Annotated in this window: 17 protein-coding genes, 2 rRNA genes and 2 pseudogenes; 8 read left to right on the plus strand and 13 right to left on the minus strand. The window is 55.8% G+C overall.

All coding sequences use genetic code 11. From position 1 onward, the window contains the following. Positions 1-18: 18 nt before the first annotated feature. The 7 genes from V6L79_RS19910 to V6L79_RS19940 form a co-directional block, all read right to left on the minus strand. The gene (locus V6L79_RS19910) at positions 19-837 is read right to left on the minus strand and encodes a DUF4892 domain-containing protein (protein WP_338579384.1); all 819 of its coding nucleotides are present in this window, start codon (positions 835-837) and stop codon (positions 19-21) included. 145 nt (positions 838-982) lie between these two features. Then, positions 983-1,837 carry an alpha/beta hydrolase gene (locus tag V6L79_RS19915; protein ID WP_321834018.1) on the minus strand — a complete coding sequence of 285 codons (855 nt, stop codon included), beginning with the start codon at positions 1,835-1,837 and terminating at the stop codon, positions 983-985. Positions 1,838-1,849: 12 nt separating this feature from the next. Then, the gene (locus tag V6L79_RS19920) at positions 1,850-2,650 is read right to left on the minus strand and encodes an alpha/beta fold hydrolase (RefSeq protein WP_261739064.1); all 801 of its coding nucleotides are present in this window, start codon (positions 2,648-2,650) and stop codon (positions 1,850-1,852) included. A gap of 112 nt (positions 2,651-2,762) precedes the next feature. Beyond that, positions 2,763-3,206 carry a hotdog fold thioesterase gene (locus tag V6L79_RS19925; RefSeq protein WP_261739065.1) on the minus strand — a complete coding sequence of 148 codons (444 nt, stop codon included), beginning with the start codon at positions 3,204-3,206 and terminating at the stop codon, positions 2,763-2,765. A 125-nt stretch (positions 3,207-3,331) separates the two neighbouring features. Then, a complete protein-coding gene (gene sixA, locus V6L79_RS19930; protein ID WP_338579385.1) occupies positions 3,332-3,781 on the minus strand; it encodes a phosphohistidine phosphatase SixA in 450 nt (149 codons plus the stop codon). After that, positions 3,778-4,110, minus strand: a complete 333-nt coding sequence (locus V6L79_RS19935; RefSeq protein WP_261739067.1) for a DUF4389 domain-containing protein — start codon at positions 4,108-4,110, stop codon at positions 3,778-3,780. The genes sixA and V6L79_RS19935 overlap by 4 nt, the downstream gene beginning before the upstream one ends. Before the next feature lie 18 nt (positions 4,111-4,128). Beyond that, the gene (locus V6L79_RS19940; protein WP_261739068.1) at positions 4,129-5,154 is read right to left on the minus strand and encodes an NAD(P)H-dependent glycerol-3-phosphate dehydrogenase; all 1,026 of its coding nucleotides are present in this window, start codon (positions 5,152-5,154) and stop codon (positions 4,129-4,131) included. A gap of 252 nt (positions 5,155-5,406) precedes the next feature. On the opposite strand from V6L79_RS19940, the gene V6L79_RS19945 reads away from it, so the two are divergent. From V6L79_RS19945 to V6L79_RS19965, 5 genes are all read left to right on the plus strand, one after another. After that, the gene (locus V6L79_RS19945) at positions 5,407-7,305 is read left to right on the plus strand and encodes an ATP-binding protein (protein ID WP_261739069.1); all 1,899 of its coding nucleotides are present in this window, start codon (positions 5,407-5,409) and stop codon (positions 7,303-7,305) included. A gap of 249 nt (positions 7,306-7,554) precedes the next feature. Continuing rightward, entirely contained in the window at positions 7,555-8,070 is a 516-nt protein-coding gene (gene fabA, locus V6L79_RS19950; protein ID WP_003210552.1) for a 3-hydroxyacyl-[acyl-carrier-protein] dehydratase FabA, read from the plus strand. Positions 8,071-8,081: 11 nt separating this feature from the next. Continuing rightward, entirely contained in the window at positions 8,082-9,302 is a 1,221-nt protein-coding gene (fabB, locus tag V6L79_RS19955) for a beta-ketoacyl-ACP synthase I (RefSeq protein WP_261739070.1), read from the plus strand. A 135-nt stretch (positions 9,303-9,437) separates the two neighbouring features. After that, positions 9,438-9,854 (plus strand): OsmC family protein, encoded by a 417-nt coding sequence (locus V6L79_RS19960; protein WP_261739071.1) that lies wholly within the window; start codon positions 9,438-9,440, stop codon positions 9,852-9,854. 64 nt (positions 9,855-9,918) lie between these two features. Continuing rightward, the gene (locus V6L79_RS19965; RefSeq protein ID WP_338579386.1) at positions 9,919-10,779 is read left to right on the plus strand and encodes a pirin family protein; all 861 of its coding nucleotides are present in this window, start codon (positions 9,919-9,921) and stop codon (positions 10,777-10,779) included. A gap of 19 nt (positions 10,780-10,798) precedes the next feature. Here the strand turns inward: V6L79_RS19965 and V6L79_RS19970 are convergent, their stop codons facing one another. Beyond that, positions 10,799-12,118 carry a Na+/H+ antiporter family protein gene (locus V6L79_RS19970; protein WP_261739073.1) on the minus strand — a complete coding sequence of 440 codons (1,320 nt, stop codon included), beginning with the start codon at positions 12,116-12,118 and terminating at the stop codon, positions 10,799-10,801. Positions 12,119-12,653: 535 nt separating this feature from the next. Between V6L79_RS19970 and V6L79_RS24780 the strand changes: the two are divergent. After that, a pseudogene (locus V6L79_RS24780) lies at positions 12,654-13,724 on the plus strand (HAMP domain-containing protein); the annotation flags it as partial. Between the two features lie 345 nt (positions 13,725-14,069). Next, positions 14,070-14,582: pseudogene (locus V6L79_RS24785) on the plus strand (methyl-accepting chemotaxis protein); the annotation flags it as partial. Positions 14,583-14,602: 20 nt separating this feature from the next. Here the strand turns inward: V6L79_RS24785 and V6L79_RS19980 are convergent. The 3 genes from V6L79_RS19980 to V6L79_RS19990 are packed head-to-tail and all read right to left on the minus strand — an operon-like array spanning position 14,603 to position 16,916. After that, positions 14,603-15,937: a sensor histidine kinase gene (locus V6L79_RS19980; protein WP_261739075.1), complete on the minus strand. Its 1,335-nt coding sequence runs from the start codon at positions 15,935-15,937 to the stop codon at positions 14,603-14,605. Next, entirely contained in the window at positions 15,934-16,602 is a 669-nt protein-coding gene (locus V6L79_RS19985) for a response regulator transcription factor (protein WP_261739076.1), read from the minus strand. Before V6L79_RS19985 ends, V6L79_RS19980 begins: the two co-directional genes overlap by 4 nt. Beyond that, a complete protein-coding gene (locus V6L79_RS19990) occupies positions 16,602-16,916 on the minus strand; it encodes a PepSY domain-containing protein (RefSeq protein ID WP_261742467.1) in 315 nt (104 codons plus the stop codon). Before V6L79_RS19990 ends, V6L79_RS19985 begins: the two co-directional genes overlap by 1 nt. Positions 16,917-17,122: 206 nt before the next feature. Here V6L79_RS19990 and queD point away from each other — a divergent pair, with 206 nt between their 5' ends. After that, positions 17,123-17,479, plus strand: a complete 357-nt coding sequence (gene queD / locus V6L79_RS19995; protein WP_338579387.1) for a 6-carboxytetrahydropterin synthase QueD — start codon at positions 17,123-17,125, stop codon at positions 17,477-17,479. 157 nt (positions 17,480-17,636) lie between these two features. On the opposite strand, the gene rrf is transcribed toward queD, so the two are convergent. Both rrf and V6L79_RS20005 read right to left on the minus strand, forming a co-directional pair. Then, positions 17,637-17,752: ribosomal RNA gene (rrf, locus tag V6L79_RS20000) — 5S ribosomal RNA — on the minus strand. Positions 17,753-17,913: 161 nt separating this feature from the next. Beyond that, positions 17,914-20,805 (minus strand): 23S ribosomal RNA (locus tag V6L79_RS20005). Between the last annotated feature and the right edge of the window lie 265 nt (positions 20,806-21,070).

The raw sequence follows: 21,070 nt of genomic DNA on the forward strand, positions 1-21,070 counted from the left end.
GCCGTCGTTTGAAAAAGTTTAGCGTAGCAACTCGATATGCAGGCCCTTGGCCTGACCATTACCCAGTTCCATTCGGGCAGCCCGTACCCCGTTACTGATCAACGCATCGCGCCAGGCGGAAGCCTGGGCACCGGTCAAACTGACCCTGGAAGTCGCATCAAGGTTCAATGCTCTTGAGATCAACGTCAGCCACTGTGCATCCGGCTCACCGCTGAGCTTGGGGAAGTCCAGTTCGCCGGTACTTTTCAACTGGCGCTGCAAGGTGGCCGAGGTCGGAAGCAACTCACCCAGATCGGCACTCGCCTGCAGTTGTTCGACGTGCAGATAGGCTTTGCGGTTGCCCCGATTGATGCCGTACAAGGCAATCAGTTGGTTCTGCTCGGGAGCCGCTCGACGCAGCAACAAGTAGGTCTGTTGCTCATCAGAACCGACCAGTTTGGAATTACCGAAAATCTCATTGGCCCAGATGCTGCTTTCGCCACAGTCACGAGCCTGGCACCAGAACAGCAATTCGGCACCCTGCTTTTGCAGTGCTTCACGGGCAGCGGTAAAGGCTTCGGTGGCCGAATGTTCGGCAGGCAACTCGTAGGTCACAGCCGTGGTCTGACCACGGGTATTGATCTGTCCCTCGAATCGCAGGCGGCCGCTGATCTTACGGATCGAGCCCATCGGGTAAATACGCTCGACGTCAGGTTTAACGGTGTAATCGACAATTTGCGCGTCCGCGAGGCGCGGCACATCGGGCAAATCGTGGCTACCGGGTACATCACTGGCCCACAGTAGCGGGCTAAAACAGCTCAGTCCCAACGCCCAGATATAACGATTGGGTATTTTCATCGGCGTACATCACCGAGTGCTAGCGTGTGGCTCAGCATCCTCACGATAGAGACCGGGTGGCCTTTCGAGGTCGCAGCGGTGTAGAGATCTATCATGGTTGTCTCCCATTTCAACCCGCCAAGCCTCGACAGTTGGTAGCCGCAAGTCAAGGAACGGCGAAGAACCGATTGAAACAGTCTGCAACAAGGATCGCCCCTGCCTCGTCATTCAGGTGCAAATGATGGCCACCTGGTAACCGTTCCAGTGTGAAGGGTAGTCGATCCAGCAGCTCGGGATGATTGGCCAGCATGCCCTGCTCTGCCACCACCAGCGTCGTAGGGCAACTCACCCGCCGAACGAAGGACATTGCCTGCTCGTCACTCAGGCGCAAGGGCGACGGTAATGTCAGCCGGCTGTCGCTACGCCAGCTGTAACCTCCTGGCACCGGCATCAGACCGCGCTGGGCCAGCAGTTCTGCCGCCTCACGACTGACGGCAACCAGACCTTTCATTCGCGCCTCAACGGCCCGGTCGAGGGTCGGATGCACTGACTTGCGTTTGTGCTCCAGGTCGAGTTGCGCCTGCAGGGCTTGCCCCATGCGCTCAGCCGTATCCCCTTCAGGGCCGCTGCGCAACACGATGCCATCAATCAGCGCCAGCCGGGTCACCCGCTCAGGGAACGATCCGGCAATGACTACCGACACAATCGCCCCCAGCGAGTGGCCCAACAGGGCAAACCGATCCCAACCCAGTTGCTCGGCCACACGCAGCACATCAAAGGCATAGTCCGCCAACGCATACCCGGCTCCGCGTGGCCGGTGATCCGAATGACCATGCCCGGCGAAATCCAGCGCCACGATGCGCAACCCCGACAGTTTTGGCGCCAGCCGGGCAAAGCTGTTGGCGTTGTCCAGCCAACCGTGCAGGGCAATTACGGGCAGCCCGTCTTCGGGACCAAAAATGTGTGCGGCCAGTTCGATATGCGGCAGGCTAAGACGAATTTCTTCAACCACAGGGCTCATGCAAGGTGCTCTTTAGAGGCCAGGATAACGAAGCTCCCAGCGGGCAAAAATCTGTTTCAGCAGGCTGGCGGTGTCCTGCGGCTGCTCCAGCGGGAACATGTGCCCGCCCGGCACACTCAGCGACTCTCCGTTGGGCATGCGGGCAACAGCCTTGGCATGATGGCTCATGACTACCCGGCTGTCGCGCCCGCGAACCACGGTCAACGGCACCTGCAACTGAAAGGCTCGACCGGGACTGGTATGCGGGACGCTGCGATAGATGTCGATCTCTGTTGCCGGGTCAAAGCTCAGCCGCAAGCGGTCATCCACAGGCCGCAACCCGTGCTCCAGATAGGCTTCAAAGCAGTCGGGATCAAAGCTGCGAAACAGCGATTTGCCTGCAAAGTAAGCGCGCGCCGCTTCCCGGTCGGCAAACTCTTCACGCCGTCCCAGCGTGCGACCGGCCGGGGTCAGACGATCGATCAGGCCAAAGCGTTTGGCCGCACGAATCACCCACTGGTCGGTACGCGTCAGCACCGGTGAATCCAGCATGACTACGCCTCGGTACAGGTGCGGACAGCGGATAGCGGCATGCAGATGCAGCATCCCGCCCAGCGAATGGCCCACCCCCAGCACGGGTTCGTCTTGCTGTTGCAGATGGAAGATCAGTTCATCAACAAGGTTGTGCCAGTTGTTGTCCACCGGATAACGCGGGTCATGCCCGTGCTGTGGCAGATGAGCCACGCGGTAATCCGGCGCAAGGGCACGGAACAGCTTTGCGTACGTGGCCGAAGGGAAGCCATTGGCATGGGCGAAAAAAATCTGCCGAGACATACAAGGCGTCCAGATGTAGGAGGTATGCCGTATTGTCTGCAGGAAGATTCTTCATATCAATGACCGTATGCGCCATGAGTGACGACACTACGGCCATTATCTGGCCGTTTGATCACCGAGCTGGTGGTGTTTCACCCAAAGGAACGACGGCGATGGTCAGCCGGGAAATACAGTTGTTTTTGCCGCTGTCATCGCTCAGGCGGATATCCCAGACATGGGTCGTGCGGCCTATGTGCACCGGGCGGGCCACTGCGCTCACCCGGCCGCTACGCACGCCACGCAAGTGGTTGGCGTTGACCTCGAGGCCAACACAATAGAATTTGGTGGTGTCGACACACAGAAAGCTGGCCATCGAACCCAAGGTTTCGGCCAGGACCACCGAGGCGCCACCATGTAACAGGCCAAAGGGTTGATGAGTGCGATGATCGACCACCATGCTCGCGGTGATTGAGTTGTCATCGAAGGCATCGAAGGTGATGTCCAGCACGTCGCAAATCGTGTTGTTGCGCATTGAATTCAAGTACGCCAGATCTGGCGGGGTGGTCCACAAGCTCATGTGGTCATTCCTAGGTCAGTGAATGTGGGTGGCGGAACCATTGGCCTTCAACGCAACGTCAAAATGCCATGGGTCCGCCACCAACTATCTTTCACTACGACCAACATGCGCAACCGCAGGACTGATCAAGGGTGATACGCACTGAGCAAGGTCATGCTGCCCGCCAGCGGCCACTCACCTTCAAGCTCCACCAGGCTGGCCGTCTGCATGGGCTGGGGCTGGCGCAAATGGCCGTGCATCAACAAGCTGATCAACTCGCCCACAAACGGCTGATGGCTGACCAACAATACATTGCCGCTGTCCGCAAGTTTGCTGAGCGCGTCCCTGGGCTCGCTCTCGGGTGTCAGCCACGGCACGGTAATGAGCTCGGAAGTGAAACCCAAGGCCTTGCGTACCAGCTCGGCGGTCTGCTGAGCCCGCACATAAGGGCTGACCAAAATGCAGTCCAGCGGCTGGCCGATCAATCGGGCGGCGCTATGCAGTACTTGCTCCCGACCATGGGCCGTGAGTTCGCGCTCGGCATCTCGCCGGGCGTGGGGCTGGGCTTCGCCATGACGCAAAATCCAGACTTTCATGGCTTGGTCTCTTCGCCCTTGGCGGCTTGCCCGTAAGGCGCTTCACCTTCAGGGGCACGCGGGGCTGGCCAGTCTGCAAACGGCCAGGGTTTTTGCTCGGTGTGAAAGCTGCCGAAACGGCCAATCTGCGCCAAATAAAGGCTCAGGCTGTCGCCAAAGTTCATCAGGCAACCGTTGGGCGCGCCATACACCAAGCGGTAAATCAGTTGCACCAGCACCAGCCCGCCGAGGACCAGTTGTGCGACCTGCCAGACCAGCAAGAAAACCAGCATCCACAGCACGCGCAAAATGATGGACTCGTACTTGGGCGCGTTTTTAGTGTCGTTCATCTACTGCTCCTGTCGTGCTCAGTTAAAACCGCTGGTGGAAATAAAGTCGACATCGGTCTTCGGTTCGCCGCGCATCAACTGCCCGATCACCTGGTCCAGGGTATAACCCTCGAACAAAATAGCGTGCAGGCCAGCAACCAGCGGCATGTATACGTTCAGCTCCTGAGCCTTGGCCTTGAGCACCTTGAGGGTGTTCACGCCTTCGGCCACTTCCCCCAGCCGAGCGACCGCGTCTTCGAGGCTCAGCCCCTGCCCCAAGGCAAAGCCGACCTGGTAGTTACGGCTTTTGGGGGATGAGCAAGTGACAATCAAATCACCTACACCGGCCAGACCGAGAAAAGTCATGGGGTTAGCGCCCTGGCTTACGGCAAATCGGGTCATTTCTGCCAATGCACGGGTAATCAACATGCTCTTGGTATTTTCACCCATGCCCAACGCCACCGCCATGCCGGCGATGATCGCGTAAACGTTTTTCAACGCCCCGCCCAACTCCACCCCAAACCGGTCGGCACTGGCATAGACCCGGAAGGTACGCCCGTGCAGTGCGGCCTGAACGCGACTACAAAGGTCTTCGTCGGCACTGGCGACTACGGTGGCGGTCAGGGCATGCTCGGCAACCTCCCGCGCCAGGTTAGGCCCGGACAGCACGCCAATGCGCGCTTGAGGGGCAATTTCTTCAAGGATTTCGCTCATCAGTTTGAAACTGTGAGCCTCAATCCCTTTGGTCAGGCTGACCAGCATTTTGCCGCTCAAACGCTCGGCATGTGCCGCCAGCACACTGCGCAAGGCGCTGGACGGCAAGGCAACAAAACATAGCTCACAGGCTTCGAGTGCTGCCTGCAGGTCGGTTACCGGCTCGACCCCGGGATGAATCTTGATGCCTTTAAGGTAACGTGGGTTTTCTCGATTGAGGCGAATCGCCTCGGCTTGCTCGGGGTCGCGCATCCACTGATGTACACGATGACCGTTCTCTGCCAGCAAGTTGGCCACGGCGGTGCCAAAGCTTCCGCCTCCCAAGACCGCAATAGCGCGCTGTTCAGTCATATGCAATCCCGTAATCCATCTAGCAGTGGCAATGACGGCATTATACGGAGCACATCACCCGCGACCAGCCCCATGGCATATGGATGGCTTTGACTGAAAAAGTACCGCACCTCGGTTAACATGGTGTTCTGGTTCTCACCTTCAAGAGGCAGCACTGCTGTACTTCAAAATGAACGACTGCAAGTCAAGGATGACAATCAACATAGGCCATGTGTTTGCTGGCTGGCGACTCTCTGAAGGAGCCCCACTCCCATGATGGCTCGCACTCGGTGGGACATCCACACCCGCACTCAGATGATGAGCCTGGGCCCGGCGTTGTTATTGACCTTGTTGTTGATCAGTTTTTTTACCTTTGTAAGAATCCAGGACTTGCGCCAGGAGCTCAAGCACACGGGCCAGTTGATCGCCAACCAACTGGCACCTGCCACCGAGTACGGGGTCATCACCGGGAACACTCATGTTCTGGAAACCCTGATAAACGCCTCTCTGAACATTCCGCACGTACAGTTTGTGCAAGTACAGAACCGTACCAACGACGTGCTGGCCCACGCAGAGCACCCAACATCCAGCGCAGAACAAGGGTCGCAGGTTGAAGTGTTCCAGGCTTCCGTAAGGCTGCAAAAGAACCCCTCGGGGAGTTTTTCTCTGGTGAGCAATGACCAGCTGCCAGCACCCGCAGAAGACTATCTGGGACGGGTACTGGTTGGCATGTCCGGGGAGGCGTTCAGTTCCCGCCAGCAAGAAATCCTGCTCAAGGCCGTGATTCTTGCCTTGTTTGCACTGGGGTTCACTTACCTCCTGGCCAGACGCCTGGCATCAAACTTGTCCAAGCCCATCAGTGATATGAGCAACGCGGTCAAGGCTATCCAGCAAGGCGACTACAAGCGCCCCTTGCCGGTCGTCGACGATGGCGAGCTGGGCAGCCTGGCCCAACACATCAACAACCTGGCCGAGGGCCTTGAACAGGCCAGCCGCGAGCAGCAGACAGCCATTGCGCAGCTGATTCAGACCCGCGAAGAGGCCGAGCGGGCCAACCGCGCCAAAACCGATTTTCTGGCAATGATGAGCCACGAGCTGCGCACGCCAATGAATGGCGTATTAGGGATGCTGCAACTGCTGGAAACCACAGAGATGACCGACGAGCAGGCTGAATATGCCGCCCTCGCGTCGGAGTCCACCGAACATTTGCTCAAGGTCATCAACGATATCCTCGACTTCTCGCGAATCGAACGTTCGGCGCTTGAGCTGGAGCACATCCCCTTCAGCCTTGCAGAGTTGGTCAGCAACTGCGCTCAGGCGTTCCAGCACAGCGCCGGGCAACGCGGGTTGCGTTTGCAACTGACTATCCCCGAGGGTTTGCAAGACTTGCACGTCCTGGGCGACCCGACCCGAATCCGGCAAATTCTGGTCAACCTGATCGGCAACGCCTTGAAGTTCACCGAACATGGCCAGGTGAGTATCGAACCGCTTTGGCAACAGCTGGATCACGAGTTGATCTGGTTTACCTGCGCCGTGCGCGACAGTGGTATCGGCATCAGCAGCGAAAAGCTGGACTCCATGTTTACAGCCTTCCAGCAGGCTGACAGTTCGATTTCGCGGCGTTATGGCGGTACAGGGCTGGGACTGCCCATCGCCCGTACGCTGGCTGAGCGCATGGGCGGCTCACTGCACGCCGCGAGCGAAGAAACACAAGGCTCGGTGTTCACCCTGGAAATCCCGTTGGAGCTGCATCAACCCATAGCACTCAGCCCACGGCCTGTGCCAGAAGCTGAAGCAACATGTACGCCTGGGCGTAAAGTCCTGCTGGTGGAAGATAATCTGGTCAATCAGACCGTGATTGAAGCCATGTTGAGCAGCCTAGGGTATGAGGTGAGTATGGTCAGCGATGGCGCACAAGCCATTCATTTCGCCAACACCGAGCGCTTCGCCGCGATCCTGATGGATTGTCGGTTGCCGATCATCAACGGCTACGAGGCCACTCGGCAAATTCGCCAACTGCCCGGCTGCGCGACCCTGCCCATCATCGCCTTGACCGCCAACGCCTTGCAGGGTGATCGGGAAACCTGCCTGCAGGCTGGAATGAACGATTACCTGGCCAAGCCGTTCAAACGAGCTGATCTGGAACAAATTCTGCAGCGCTGGGTCCAGTAACTTATGGCTAATAAGCCACCTGCGACTGGCGTTAAACACAAAAGTGCGGCAGTCTTAGACACCCGAATGGGCCACTGAACCGGCCCGATTTAAATTTTCAGTGCACAAGTGTACATTCTTGCCCTTTGCGCTGTGACTTTCACTACAACGCAATAGTCTATGTGTAGGCTGGCGAACTGGGACGTGTACGTTTCGGTTGGTCGGGAAGATTTGCCCCACCCTGCCGCATGGGATTATTGAGGAGCTCGCATGACCAAACAAAACGCCTTTACTCGGGAAGATTTGCTGCGCTGTAGCCGCGGCGAGCTGTTCGGCCCGGGTAACGCGCAACTGCCCGCCCCTAACATGCTGATGGTGGATCGCATCACCCATATCAGTGAAGAGGGTGGCAAGTACGGCAAAGGTGAATTGGTCGCCGAGCTGGATATCACCCCGGACCTGTGGTTTTTCGCCTGCCATTTCGAAGGCGATCCGGTGATGCCAGGCTGCCTGGGCCTCGACGCCATGTGGCAGTTGGTAGGTTTCTATCTCGGCTGGCAAGGTCTGCCGGGCCGCGGTCGTGCCTTGGGCTCGGGCGAAGTGAAGTTCTTTGGCCAGGTCTTGCCGACCGCCAAGAAAGTCACCTACAACATTCAAATCAAGCGCGTCCTCAAAGGCAAACTGAACCTGGCCATTGCCGATGGTTCGGTGACTGTCGACGGTCGCGAGATTTATACAGCCGAAGGCCTTCGGGTCGGCGTATTTACTTCCACTGACAACTTTTAAGGGTTATCCGCATGCGCCGCGTCGTTATCACTGGTCTGGGCATCGTTTCGTGCCTGGGCAATGACAAAGAGACCGTCTCCGCTAACCTGCGTGCAAGTCGCCCTGGCATCCGATTCAACCCGGAATATGCCGAAATGGGTCTGCGTAGCCAGGTTTCCGGCTCCATTGACCTGCCTCTCGAAGAGCTGATCGATCGCAAGATCTATCGCTTCGTCGGCCACGCAGCGGCTTATGCCTACTTGGCCATGAAAGACGCCATCACTGATTCGGGCCTGACCGAGGAGCAAGTCTCCAACCCGCGTACCGGCCTGATCGCCGGTTCCGGCGGCGCGTCGACCCTGAACCAGATGGAAGCGCTGGACATCCTGCGCGAAAAAGGCGTCAAGCGTGTTGGTCCGTATCGCGTTACGCGGACCATGGGCAGCACCGTTTCTGCCTGCCTGGCCACTCCCTTCAAAATCAAGGGCGTGAACTACTCGATCTCCTCAGCCTGCGCTACCAGTGCACATTGCATCGGTACTGCGGTTGAGCAGATCCAGCTGGGTAAGCAGGACATCGTGTTTGCTGGCGGCGGCGAAGAAGAACACTGGAGCCAGTCGTTCCTGTTCGACGCCATGGGCGCGCTGTCCACTCAATACAACGACACGCCTGAAAAAGCGTCCCGTGCCTACGACAAAAACCGTGATGGCTTCGTCATCGCCGGTGGTGGTGGCATGGTCGTGGTTGAAGAGCTGGAACACGCTCTGGCTCGTGGCGCCAAAATCTACGCCGAAATCGTCGGCTACGGCGCGACGTCCGACGGCTACGACATGGTTGCTCCAAGCGGCGAAGGCGCCATCCGCTGCATGCAGATGGCAATGTCTACCGTTGACGGCCCGATCGACTACCTCAACACCCACGGCACCTCTACTCCGGTAGGCGACGCCAAGGAAATGGAAGGTGTTCGTGCGGTGTTCGGTGACAAGGCGCCAGCCATCAGCTCGACCAAGAGCCTGTCGGGTCACTCCCTGGGCGCCGCAGGCGTTCACGAAGCGATCTACTGCTTGCTGATGATGGAAGGCAACTTCATCGCCGGTTCTGCCAACATCGAGGAACTGGACCCGGCTGTCGCTGACATGCCGATCCTGACCAAGACTCGCGAAGACGTCACGCTGAACAACGTGATGAGCAACAGCTTCGGCTTTGGTGGCACTAACGCCACTCTGGTTCTGAAGCGCTGGGTTGGCAAATAAGCCCACCCCTCGCGAAGTAAAAATGCCCCGGCTGGCCTAACCAGTCCGGGGCATTTTTTTGTCTAATGGAACGCATGCCGCTCGGGATGCTCTATAAAGATCAGGACCTTTATCACTGCCACTCCGAGGTTTGCCATGACTGTTACTGTTAATACCGAGTCCCACGAGGGTTTTCGTCACAGCATTAAAATCGACGATCACGAAGTGTTTACCGATTTGCCCAAATCAATGGGCGGCGAAAGCTCTGCACCCTCCCCCCATGATTACTTCGATGCCGCCCTCGGTGCCTGCAAGGCGCTGACGCTCAAGCTCTACGCACAAAAGAAAGACATCCCGCTGACCGGGGTCACAGTTGAAGTCAAACACGACGCCAGCGAAGAACAGAAAGGCAAATACGCCCTGCACGTCAAACTGACACTCAAGGGCGTGCTCACCGATGCCCAGCGCGATGAACTGCACAACGTGGCCGACAAGTGCCCGGTGCATAAATTGATGACCACCGCCGAGATCACCATCGAAACCCACCTGTCTGAAGGCGCTTTCAGCCAGTAGCGCCCCGGCAGGACCGAGCAGCGTTGGGTTATGCTCAACGCTTCTCCATCTCCAGGATCCTCCCATGCAGACACTGACCGTGATTCGGCCGCGCGCCGAGGATGTCGAAGGCCAACCGATCCTGCGCCCACTGCCTTCAGCCAAATGCCGCAGCGTCGGGCCTTTTGTGTTTTTCGATCACATGCTGCCTACCCACTACCCGCCCGGTCACGGGATGAATATCCGACAGCATCCGCACATTGGCCTGTCCACTTTGACTTATCTGTTTGAAGGCCAACTGCAACACAAGGACAGCCTGGGCTCAGACCAACAGGTTGGCCCTGGCGAAGTCAGCTGGATGACAGCTGGTGCGGCCATTGCCCACATCGAACGCACGCCTTCCTCCCTGCTGGCCCAGGGCTCAAGCCTGCACGGGCTGCAGGTGTGGCTGGCGTCCCCGAAAGAACACGAGAAAGGCCCAGGACACTACAGCCATCATCATCCCGACAGTTTGTCGGTCAGCGAAAGTCTGGGGGTGAGGATTCGTCTGATTGCAGGCACAGGCTTTTGCCTGACATCTACGGTGCCAGTGCTTTCACCGACCCTGTATGCCGAAATACACATGCAAACGGCCACCACCCTGCTTATCCCGGCGGAACACCCGGAGCGCGCGCTGTATGTGCTGGAAGGTGAAGTACAACTGGACGGCCAGACACTTGAGACACGCACCCTGGTCTTGCTCCCGGAGGGCGAAGACATGACGCTGTACGCCCAGGGTGACTGCCATCTGATGCTGATCGGCGGCGCACCGCTGGATGGACCGCGCCGCATGAACTGGAACTTCGTCGCCAGTGATCCGGCGCTGATCGAGCAGGCAAGAACCCGCTGGGCTGCAGGAGATTGGCCGACCGTCCCCGGAGAAACCGGGCGTATCGAACTGCCCTGAAGCCCGGCGCGTCGAGCGCTTACAAGACCATTGCCGCGACCCAGCCAAAGGCCAGTAATGGCAAGTTGTAATGCAGGAACGTGGGCACCACGGTGTCCCAGATATGATGATGTTGGCCGTCAATATTCAGGCCGGAGGTCGGACCCAAGGTGGAGTCCGACGCCGGAGAACCCGCATCACCCAAGGCTCCCGCAGTACCTACGATGCAAACGATGGCCATCGGGCTGAAACCCAGCTGCACGCACAGCGGTACAAAAATAGCCGCCAGAATCGGCACCGTCGAAAACGACGAGCCGATGCCCATGGTCACCAGCAAACCCACCAGCAACATCAGCAGCGCACCCACGCCTTTGCTGTGGTTAATCCAGCCAGCAGATGCCTCAACCAGCGATTTAACCTCGCCCGTGGCCTTCAGAACTTCGGCAAAACCCGAGGCTGCGATCATGATGAAACCAATCATGGCCATCATTTTCATACCTTCGGTAAACAGATCGTCAGTCTCGCGCCAACGCACAATCCCCGAGGCCGAGAAAATCAGGAAACCCGACAACGCACCAATGATCATGGACCCCAGCCACAGCTGAATAATAAACGCCGCAGCAATGGCCACACCGGCCACCAGCAATGTGCGGGGGTTATAGCTGACGGCTACCTGCTCAACCTGTTCGATTTTGGCCAGATCATATTCGCGCTTTTTGCGGTAGCTGATAAAAACCGCCACCAGCAAGCCAAACAACATACCCAGGGCCGGGATTGCCATCGCGTGTGTGACATTGACCTGGCTGATATCCACGCCACTTTTACTGACGTTGGCGAGCAGGATCTGATTGAGGAAGATATTGCCAAAGCCCACTGGCAAGAACATGTACGGCGTGATCAAACCAAAGGTCATGACACAGGCGATCAAGCGTCGGTCAATTTTCAGCTTGGTCAGTACATACAACAGAGGCGGAACCAATAAAGGAATAAAGGCGATGTGAATCGGCACGATGTTCTGCGAAGCAATAGCCACAACCAGCAACAAACCGATCAATAACCATTTGACGCTATTACCCCCGACAGCATGCTGCCTGTTGACCATCATCAACGCTTTATCCGCCAAGGCATGGGCCATGCCCGACTTGGCGATGGCCACTGCAAAAGCGCCCAACATGGCGTAGGACAACGCAACCTGCGCGCCACCACCCAGGCCACCGTTAAAAGCGTTGAGCGTTGCTTCGATACCCAGACCACCCACGAGACCGCCAACGACGGCACCCACAATCAGTGCGATTACCACATGCACACGGGACAGACTGAGCACCAGCATGATGCCGACCGCGGCAATTACTGCATTCATTATTACAACCTCATAGCGCGCACCACGATAAAACACCGTAAAGCGGAAAATTTCGGGCAACAGACGACTGTTCCAATCGCCGGATCTGGAAGGGTTGACCTATTTGGGGGCGCACACTTTGCAGCACCTCCAGCCCCTTGTCAAAGCGCGTGCCAACAGGCTCCCGCCAATCCACCTCCGCAAGCCTTAACCCTAGTATTTAAAGGGCTAAATCAGCTTTTTAAACACCGATTGGATGACTAATAACTCTGGCTTTCGGGTAAAGAAAAAACCCGCACGGCCGCTAACAATGAAAGCCCCTTTTTAGGATGTATCCATGTCGCTTAGACAGCTTTCCATCCAATGGAAAATCACCCTCCTCGCCGGACTCTGCCTGCTGGGCGTTGTCACCTTGCTGGTGGGGCTTTCTCTCTATCGCATGGATCACACCGCCGACCTGGTAGAGGCTTCAAGTTCGCAGATGCTTAATGATTCTGCCCAAGCTCGCATTGAGGCCCAGGGTGAAGCCCAGGCACTGGCTATCAGTCGCCAGTTTATGGACGCCTATCAGTACGGCAACGGCTTCGCCCGACAAGTCCTGTTTTTACGTGAGCAATCCGAGAAACGCTTTCTGGATGCCTTCGACCTGCGTGAAGATCTGACCCGCCAGGTAAAAGCCGCGCTGCAAGCCAATCCGGACCTGCTGGGGCTGTCGCTGGTGTTTGAAGCCAACGCGCTGGATGGCAAGGACACACTGTTCGATCATCAAAAAGACCTGGGCAGCAATGACAAAGGGCGCTTTGCCCTGTATTGGTCGCAACCGACACCGGGCAAACTGACCTCGATGGCACTGCCTGAGAAGGACATGGCCGACACCAGCACCGGGCCCAGCGGCCAAGCCAATAACACATGGTTTACCTGCCCACGTACGACGCGTAAACCGTGCATCATCGAGCCGTATTTTTATGAGATCGACGGGCAAAACGTATTGCTGACCAGCATCGTGTTCCCACTGATTGTTGACGGCAAAGTCATCGCGTCACTGTCGGTCGATATCAACCTCAACAGCTTGCAAGCCATCAGCCTGCAAGCCAGTCAGAAGCTGTACAAAGGGGAAACCCGTGTGGGCATCATCAGTTCGGCAGGGATACTGGCCGGGTTCAGTGCTGATGCCAGCAAGCTTTCCCAGCGCCTTGACCAGGTAGACCTCAACGATGGCGCTCAACTGACTCGGATGATGGCCGGGAGTGATCAGGCACAAAGCATTCGCAGCCAGCAGCGCTTGAAAGTCCTGACTCCCTTCCTGCCGATCCCCGGCAGCAAGCCTTGGGCCGTATTACTCGACGTACCGGAAAAAATATTGCTTGGACCGGCCCAAGCGCTGCAAGTCGAACTGGATGAGGGCAATAAAGCCGGGGCCCTGGTCGAGTTGGCCTGGGGTTCACTCGCTGCAATCATCGGACTGATGCTCGTGTGGCTGATGGCCCGTAGCGTTACACGTCCAATCCTCAGCGTGGCCAACATGCTCGAAGATATTGCCAGCGGTGAAGGCGATCTGACTCGTCGCCTGGCTTACGATAAAAAAGACGAACTGGGCCAACTGGCCAGTTGGTTCAACCGTTTTCTCGACAAACTGCAACCAACCATCGCCGAGGTTAAACGCTCGGTTCAGGATGCCCGCAGTACGGCCGATCAGTCGGCTGCCATTGCCACCCAGACCAGTGCCGGCATGGAACAGCAATACCGTCAGGTCGATCAGGCGGCCACCGCCTCCCACGAGATGAGCGCAACGGCACAGGACGTGGCACGCAGTGCTGCGCAGGCTGCCCAGGCCGCTCGTGATGCCGATCAGGCGACACGCCAAGGCCTCACCATCATCGACCGCACCACCACCAGCATCGACCATCTGGCTGCCGACATGAGCGTGGCCATGGCACAAGTCGAAGGGCTGGCGGCCAATAGTGAAAAAATAGGCTCGGTGCTGGAAGTTATTCGTGCGATTGCCGAACAGACCAACCTGCTCGCCCTGAATGCTGCAATCGAAGCAGCGCGGGCAGGCGAAGCCGGGCGCGGTTTTGCCGTGGTGGCTGACGAAGTACGCAATCTGGCACGCCGGACCCAGGAATCGGTTGAGGAAACCCGGCTGGTCATCGAGCAACTGCAGGCAGGCACCCAGGAAGTGGTGAGTTCCATGGGCAATAGCCATCGCCAAGCCCAGGGCAGTGTCGAGCAAGTGGGACAAGCGGTGACGGCCTTGCAGCAAATCGGTGATGCCGTGACCGTGATCACCGACATGAACTTGCAGATTGCCAGTGCAGCAGAAGAGCAAAGTGCCGTAGCGGAAGAAATCAACACCAACATAGCCACTATTCGCGATGTAACCGAGTCATTGTCTGAACAGGCCAATGAGTCTGCGCGGGTCAGCCAATCACTCAACGCACTGGCCAACCAGCAGCAAGGGTTGATGGACCAATTTCGCGTGTGATCTGCTGGGCGACGACGGCTTTAAGCCGTCGTCGCCTTTGGCGTACGCCCCGGGAGTTTGATTCTTACCAGCAGCCCGCCCAACGTACCCGTATCAAGCTGCATCTCCCCACCCCAGGCATCAACAATGTCTCGCACAATCCCCAGCCCCAGGCCATGACCACTGGTTTGCTCGTCCAGACGTGTGCCTCGGCTGAACACCTGATCACGCTCGGTCGCCGGAATACCCGGACCATCATCCTGCACCTCGATCAAAAACCCGCTTGGCATTTGACTAACGCTTAGCTCTACCTGGGAGTCGGCCCATTTGCAGGCGTTATCCAATAGATTGCCGAGCAGCTCGAGCATGTCCTCCCGGTCCCAGGGTAAATGGATGCCCGGCGAAGCCTTGAGTATCAACTCCAGATGATCGCCGTGAATCATGCCCAAAGTCGACAGAAGCCCAGGCAGTTCTGCATCGGCATCAAATTGAGCACCCGGCAATGCATCACCTGCAAGGCGTGCACGATTGAGTTCACGACTCATACGCTGCTGTATCTGCTCCAACTGCTCACGCAGTGTTTTTTGGATCTGAGGATAAGCTGCAAGCCGCGGATCATTGGCCAGGCTGACTAAGACCGCCAACGGTGTTTTTAATGCATGGCCCAGATTGCCCAGTGCATTACGCGAGCGCTTGAGATTGTCTTCGGTATGAGCCAGCAAATGGTTTACCTGCGTGACCAAAGGCTCAAGCTCAAGGGGCACCTGTGCATCAAGTTGCGAGCGCTGGCCTGACTGCAATTGAGCAATCTGTTTACGTGCAGTCTCCAATGGCCGCAGAGCACGGCGCACAGTAATTCGTTGCAGCAGCAATACAATGATCAGGGCCAGGACACCAATGCCCAGACCGATCCGCTGAACTTGCTTGAAGCTATCCCGGATTGGTGTGTAGTCCTGAGCCACGCTGATGGAGACCACCTGACCAAGACGCCGATAGTCACTGCGCAAGACCAGCAGCATCTGCCCTTCAGGGCCAGGTTGTAGCACGCTGTCCAATCCAGGCTGGCTGAGTCGCGGCAATTGAGCGTCCCACAGCGAGCGTGAGCGCCAGTGAGTATCACCAAATTCGATGCTGAAATAGTGCCCGGAGAAGGGACGTTGATACGCTGGCGATACTCGCCGCTCATCCAACTGCAATCCCTGGGGACCGCGGCTCAATGCCATCAGCAAATTTTCGCTGTCGTTCTTCAGGCCAGATTCCAGGTAGCTCTGCAGGCCATTTTCGAACAACCAGAGACTGACCTGGCCTACGACCAGACCTGCAACCAACAGAACACTGACCAAGCCCAGGCTCAAACGCCTCTGAATGGATTTCACTGGCCAACAGCGCCGAAAATATAACCTTGGCCACGCCGGGTTTCGATCACGGCCCGCCCTAGCTTGCGACGCAGGTGGTTCACATGGACCTCAAGCACATTAGAGTCACGCTCGGTCTCGCCATCGTAGAGATGCTCAGCCAAATGACTCTTGGAGAGAATCTGCTGCGGATGCAACATGAAATACCGCAGAAGGCGAAACTCGGCAGCGGTCAGCTGTACTTCGGCCCCGTCATTGATCACACATTGACGTGCCTCATCCAAATGCAGCCCCGCAGACTTCAATAAAGGCTGATTCGCTTGACCGTGAGAGCGACGCAATAGTGCCTGTACCCTCAACTGCAGCTCTTCAGGATGGAAAGGCTTGGTCACATAATCATCTGCACCGGCTTTAAGACCATCAATGCGCTCAGACCATGAACTACGGGCAGTCAGAATCAGTACCGGCGTTGCCAACCCCTGCGCACGCCATTGTTTGAGAACATCGATGCCGGAAATTCCGGGTAAGCCCAAATCGAGAATAATCAGGTCATACGGCTCACTTTGCCCCTGATAAAGGGCATCACGCCCATCGGCCAACCAATCAACCGCATAGCCCAATCGAGTCAGGCCGGCCATCAGTTCGTCGGCCAAAGGGACATGATCTTCCACCAGCAACAACCGCATTAATCGTCTACCTCGTCTTTGAGCAATTGACCATTACTGGCGTTCAGCTTGATCTCACGGACTACGCCACTGGGCGTAAGCAGTTCAACCTCATAAACATAAACGTCGTCATCCTCTTCAAGCTCCACTTCCAGCAGCTTTGAACCTGGATAGCGCTCGAGGGCTTTTTGAAGCAGTTGCTCCAGAGGCTGAATGAGACCTTTCTCGCGCAAATGCAGCGCCTCGTCTTGCCCCAAGTCCCGCGCGAAGGCCAAAGAACAGAAAGCAGAAAACATCAGCACGACCAATCCGCCAACTCGTACGTTCACTGTCATCACTTGCCTTTACGGCCTCCGTCCAGCGTCGTTATGCGACATCAAAAACACAAAGCATAGCGTTGCTGGCTTAATTGAAACTGAATCGGCCTGGCGACGCTCCGGAATGAGGGAGGTATACACCTGCACCTGAGTGTTAACTGCTAAACTGCGAGCCTGTATTTATCGCTCAGGCGATAGTCACTTCTTCAAGAGCTATAAACATTGTGGAAATTTTCAAAGAGTTTACCTTCGAATCTGCGCATCGCCTGCCTTATGTTCCTGAAGGCCATAAATGCGGCCGCTTGCATGGTCACTCATTCAAGGTGGCGATCCATTTAAGCGGCAATATCGACCCTGCAACAGGCTGGATCCGTGACTTTTCGGAAATCAAAGCGATTTTCAAACCGCTTTATGAGCTGCTTGATCACAATTACTTGAACGACATTCCGGGCCTGGAAAATCCAACCAGCGAAGTATTGGCAAAGTGGATTTGGCAACAGCTCAAACCTTTGCTTCCAGAACTGTCGGCGATACGCATTCATGAAACCTGCACCAGTGGCTGTATCTACTACGGTGACTGAATCGCAGGTTCAAAAAAACCACCTTTCGGGGTGGTTTTTTTTGCTCCGGGAAAAGTATGGTCAAGCTGTAATTCCAGGCATTGCGTTAGCCGCAACTTTTCTCGGCCCAAAAACAAACCCCCTGTCTGCGTGAGCAGACAGGGGGTTTGGAATTTAATCTTGACGATGACCTACTCTCACATGGGGAAACCCCACACTACCATCGGCGATGCATCGTTTCACTACTGAGTTCGGGATGGGATCAGGTGGTTCCAATGCTCTATGGTCGTCAAGAAATTCGGTAGCCAGGTCGTTTGCCTTTCGGCTCACGCTCCAGCGAATGGGTATGTAATAGAGGGGTGTTTTGTGAATCGCAAACTTTCGGTTTGTATCGTCTTCACACACCGCAACTTGCAGGCTCTTGTATTCAAGGGCGCAAATTGCTTGGGTGTTATATGGTCAAGCCTCACGGGCAATTAGTATTGGTTAGCTCAACGCCTCACAGCGCTTACACACCCAACCTATCAACGTCGTAGTCTTCGACGGCCCTTTAGGGAACTCAAGGTTCCAGTGAGATCTCATCTTGAGGCAAGTTTCCCGCTTAGATGCTTTCAGCGGTTATCTTTCCCGAACATAGCTACCCGGCAATGCCACTGGCGTGACAACCGGAACACCAGAGGTTCGTCCACTCCGGTCCTCTCGTACTAGGAGCAGCCCCTCTCAAATCTCAAACGTCCACGGCAGATAGGGACCGAACTGTCTCACGACGTTCTAAACCCAGCTCGCGTACCACTTTAAATGGCGAACAGCCATACCCTTGGGACCGGCTTCAGCCCCAGGATGTGATGAGCCGACATCGAGGTGCCAAACACCGCCGTCGATATGAACTCTTGGGCGGTATCAGCCTGTTATCCCCGGAGTACCTTTTATCCGTTGAGCGATGGCCCTTCCATACAGAACCACCGGATCACTAAGACCTACTTTCGTACCTGCTCGACGTGTCTGTCTCGCAGTCAAGCGCGCTTTTGCCTTTATACTCTACGACCGATTTCCGACCGGTCTGAGCGCACCTTCGTACTCCTCCGTTACTCTTTAGGAGGAGACCGCCCCAGTCAAACTACCCACCATACACTGTCCTCGATCCGGATAACGGACCTGAGTTAGAACCTCAAAGTTGCCAGGGTGGTATTTCAAGGTTGGCTCCATGCAGACTGGCGTCCACACTTCAAAGCCTCCCACCTATCCTACACAAGCAAATTCAAAGTCCAGTGCAAAGCTATAGTAAAGGTTCACGGGGTCTTTCCGTCTAGCCGCGGATACACTGCATCTTCACAGCGATTTCAATTTCACTGAGTCTCGGGTGGAGACAGCGCCGCCATCGTTACGCCATTCGTGCAGGTCGGAACTTACCCGACAAGGAATTTCGCTACCTTAGGACCGTTATAGTTACGGCCGCCGTTTACCGGGGCTTCGATCAAGAGCTTCGCGTTAGCTAACCCCATCAATTAACCTTCCGGCACCGGGCAGGCGTCACACCCTATACGTCCACTTTCGTGTTTGCAGAGTGCTGTGTTTTTAATAAACAGTCGCAGCGGCCTGGTATCTTCGACCGGCGTGGGCTTACGCAGTAAATGCTTCACCCTCACCGGCGCACCTTCTCCCGAAGTTACGGTGCCATTTTGCCTAGTTCCTTCACCCGAGTTCTCTCAAGCGCCTTGGTATTCTCTACCCAACCACCTGTGTCGGTTTGGGGTACGGTTCCTGGTTACCTGAAGCTTAGAAGCTTTTCTTGGAAGCATGGCATCAACCACTTCGTTGTCTAAAAGACAACTCGTCATCAGCTCTCGGCCTTAGAATCCCGGATTTACCTAAGATTCCAGCCTACCACCTTAAACTTGGACAACCAACGCCAAGCTGGCCTAGCCTTCTCCGTCCCTCCATCGCAATAACCAGAAGTACAGGAATATTAACCTGTTTTCCATCGACTACGCTTTTCAGCCTCGCCTTAGGGACCGACTAACCCTGCGTCGATTAACGTTGCGCAGGAAACCTTGGTCTTTCGGCGTGGGTGTTTTTCACACCCATTATCGTTACTCATGTCAGCATTCGCACTTCTGATACCTCCAGCAAGCTTCTCAACTCACCTTCACAGGCTTACAGAACGCTCCTCTACCGCATCACCTAAGTGATACCCGTAGCTTCGGTGTATGGTTTGAGCCCCGTTAAATCTTCCGCGCAGGCCGACTCGACTAGTGAGCTATTACGCTTTCTTTAAAGGGTGGCTGCTTCTAAGCCAACCTCCTAGCTGTCTAAGCCTTCCCACATCGTTTCCCACTTAACCATAACTTTGGGACCTTAGCTGACGGTCTGGGTTGTTTCCCTTTTCACGACGGACGTTAGCACCCGCCGTGTGTCTCCCATGCTCGGCACTTGTAGGTATTCGGAGTTTGCATCGGTTTGGTAAGTCGGGATGACCCCCTAGCCGAAACAGTGCTCTACCCCCTACAGTGATACATGAGGCGCTACCTAAATAGCTTTCGAGGAGAACCAGCTATCTCCGAGCTTGATTAGCCTTTCACTCCGATCCACAGGTCATCCGCTAACTTTTCAACGGTAGTCGGTTCGGTCCTCCAGTTAGTGTTACCCAACCTTCAACCTGCCCATGGATAGATCGCCCGGTTTCGGGTCTATTCCCAGCGACTAGACGCCCTATTAAGACTCGCTTTCGCTACGCCTCCCCTATTCGGTTAAGCTTGCCACTGAAAATAAGTCGCTGACCCATTATACAAAAGGTACGCAGTCACCCAACAAAGTGGGCTCCCACTGCTTGTACGCATACGGTTTCAGGATCTATTTCACTCCCCTCTCCGGGGTTCTTTTCGCCTTTCCCTCACGGTACTAGTTCACTATCGGTCAGTCAGTAGTATTTAGCCTTGGAGGATGGTCCCCCCATATTCAGACAAAGTTTCTCGTGCTCCGTCCTACTCGATTTCACTGTAAAGATGTTTTCGCGTACAGGGCTATCACCCACTATGGCCGCACTTTCCAGAGCGTTCCGCTAACATCAATACAGCTTAAGGGCTGGTCCCCGTTCGCTCGCCACTACTAAGGGAATCTCGGTTGATTTCTTTTCCTCAGGGTACTTAGATGTTTCAGTTCCCCTGGTTCGCTTCTTAAGCCTATGTATTCAGCTTAAGATACCTAACTTATGTTAGGTGGGTTCCCCCATTCAGACATCTCCGGATCAAAGTCTGTTTGCCGACTCCCCGAAGCTTTTCGCAGGCTACCACGTCTTTCATCGCCTCTGACTGCCAAGGCATCCACCGTATGCGCTTCTTCACTTGACCATATAACCCCAAGCAATCTGGTTATACTATGAAGACGACATTCGCCGAAAATTCGCATGTTCAATTAAGAACTCATTCACAAATTTTACCTTAGCCTGAATAAACACCAGTGAAAGTGTTATCCAGTCTAACTTTCTATTACATACCCAAATTTTTAAAGAACGATCTAATCAAAAGATCAGAAATCAACATTCACTCTCTTTCGAGAAAATGTTCATTTCTAAGCTTTACGATAGAGAAGCCGTACAACTTAAGTGGCTTCTAC

This window comes from Pseudomonas sp. ML2-2023-6 (assembly GCF_037055265.1).
GTDB lineage: Bacteria > Pseudomonadota > Gammaproteobacteria > Pseudomonadales > Pseudomonadaceae > Aquipseudomonas > Aquipseudomonas kulmbachensis.

Excerpts from the sequence above, each read along its gene's own strand:
- V6L79_RS19925 (WP_261739065.1), bottom strand. The coding sequence starts at position 3,206 with ATGAGCTTGTGGACCACCCCGCCAGATCTGGCGTACTTGAATTCAATG.
- V6L79_RS19920 (WP_261739064.1), bottom strand. The coding sequence starts at position 2,650 with ATGTCTCGGCAGATTTTTTTCGCCCATGCCAATGGCTTCCCTTCGGCC.
- V6L79_RS19970 (WP_261739073.1), bottom strand. The coding sequence starts at position 12,118 with ATGAATGCAGTAATTGCCGCGGTCGGCATCATGCTGGTGCTCAGTCTG.
- V6L79_RS19965 (WP_338579386.1), top strand. The coding sequence starts at position 9,919 with ATGCAGACACTGACCGTGATTCGGCCGCGCGCCGAGGATGTCGAAGGC.
- fabA (WP_003210552.1), top strand. The coding sequence starts at position 7,555 with ATGACCAAACAAAACGCCTTTACTCGGGAAGATTTGCTGCGCTGTAGC.
- V6L79_RS19910 (WP_338579384.1), bottom strand. The coding sequence starts at position 837 with ATGAAAATACCCAATCGTTATATCTGGGCGTTGGGACTGAGCTGTTTT.
- fabB (WP_261739070.1), top strand. The coding sequence starts at position 8,082 with ATGCGCCGCGTCGTTATCACTGGTCTGGGCATCGTTTCGTGCCTGGGC.
- V6L79_RS19935 (WP_261739067.1), bottom strand. The coding sequence starts at position 4,110 with ATGAACGACACTAAAAACGCGCCCAAGTACGAGTCCATCATTTTGCGC.
- V6L79_RS19985 (WP_261739076.1), bottom strand. The coding sequence starts at position 16,602 with ATGCGGTTGTTGCTGGTGGAAGATCATGTCCCTTTGGCCGACGAACTG.
- V6L79_RS19915 (WP_321834018.1), bottom strand. The coding sequence starts at position 1,837 with ATGAGCCCTGTGGTTGAAGAAATTCGTCTTAGCCTGCCGCATATCGAA.
- V6L79_RS19990 (WP_261742467.1), bottom strand. The coding sequence starts at position 16,916 with ATGACAGTGAACGTACGAGTTGGCGGATTGGTCGTGCTGATGTTTTCT.
- V6L79_RS19940 (WP_261739068.1), bottom strand. The coding sequence starts at position 5,154 with ATGACTGAACAGCGCGCTATTGCGGTCTTGGGAGGCGGAAGCTTTGGC.
- V6L79_RS19945 (WP_261739069.1), top strand. The coding sequence starts at position 5,407 with ATGATGGCTCGCACTCGGTGGGACATCCACACCCGCACTCAGATGATG.
- sixA (WP_338579385.1), bottom strand. The coding sequence starts at position 3,781 with ATGAAAGTCTGGATTTTGCGTCATGGCGAAGCCCAGCCCCACGCCCGG.
- V6L79_RS19960 (WP_261739071.1), top strand. The coding sequence starts at position 9,438 with ATGACTGTTACTGTTAATACCGAGTCCCACGAGGGTTTTCGTCACAGC.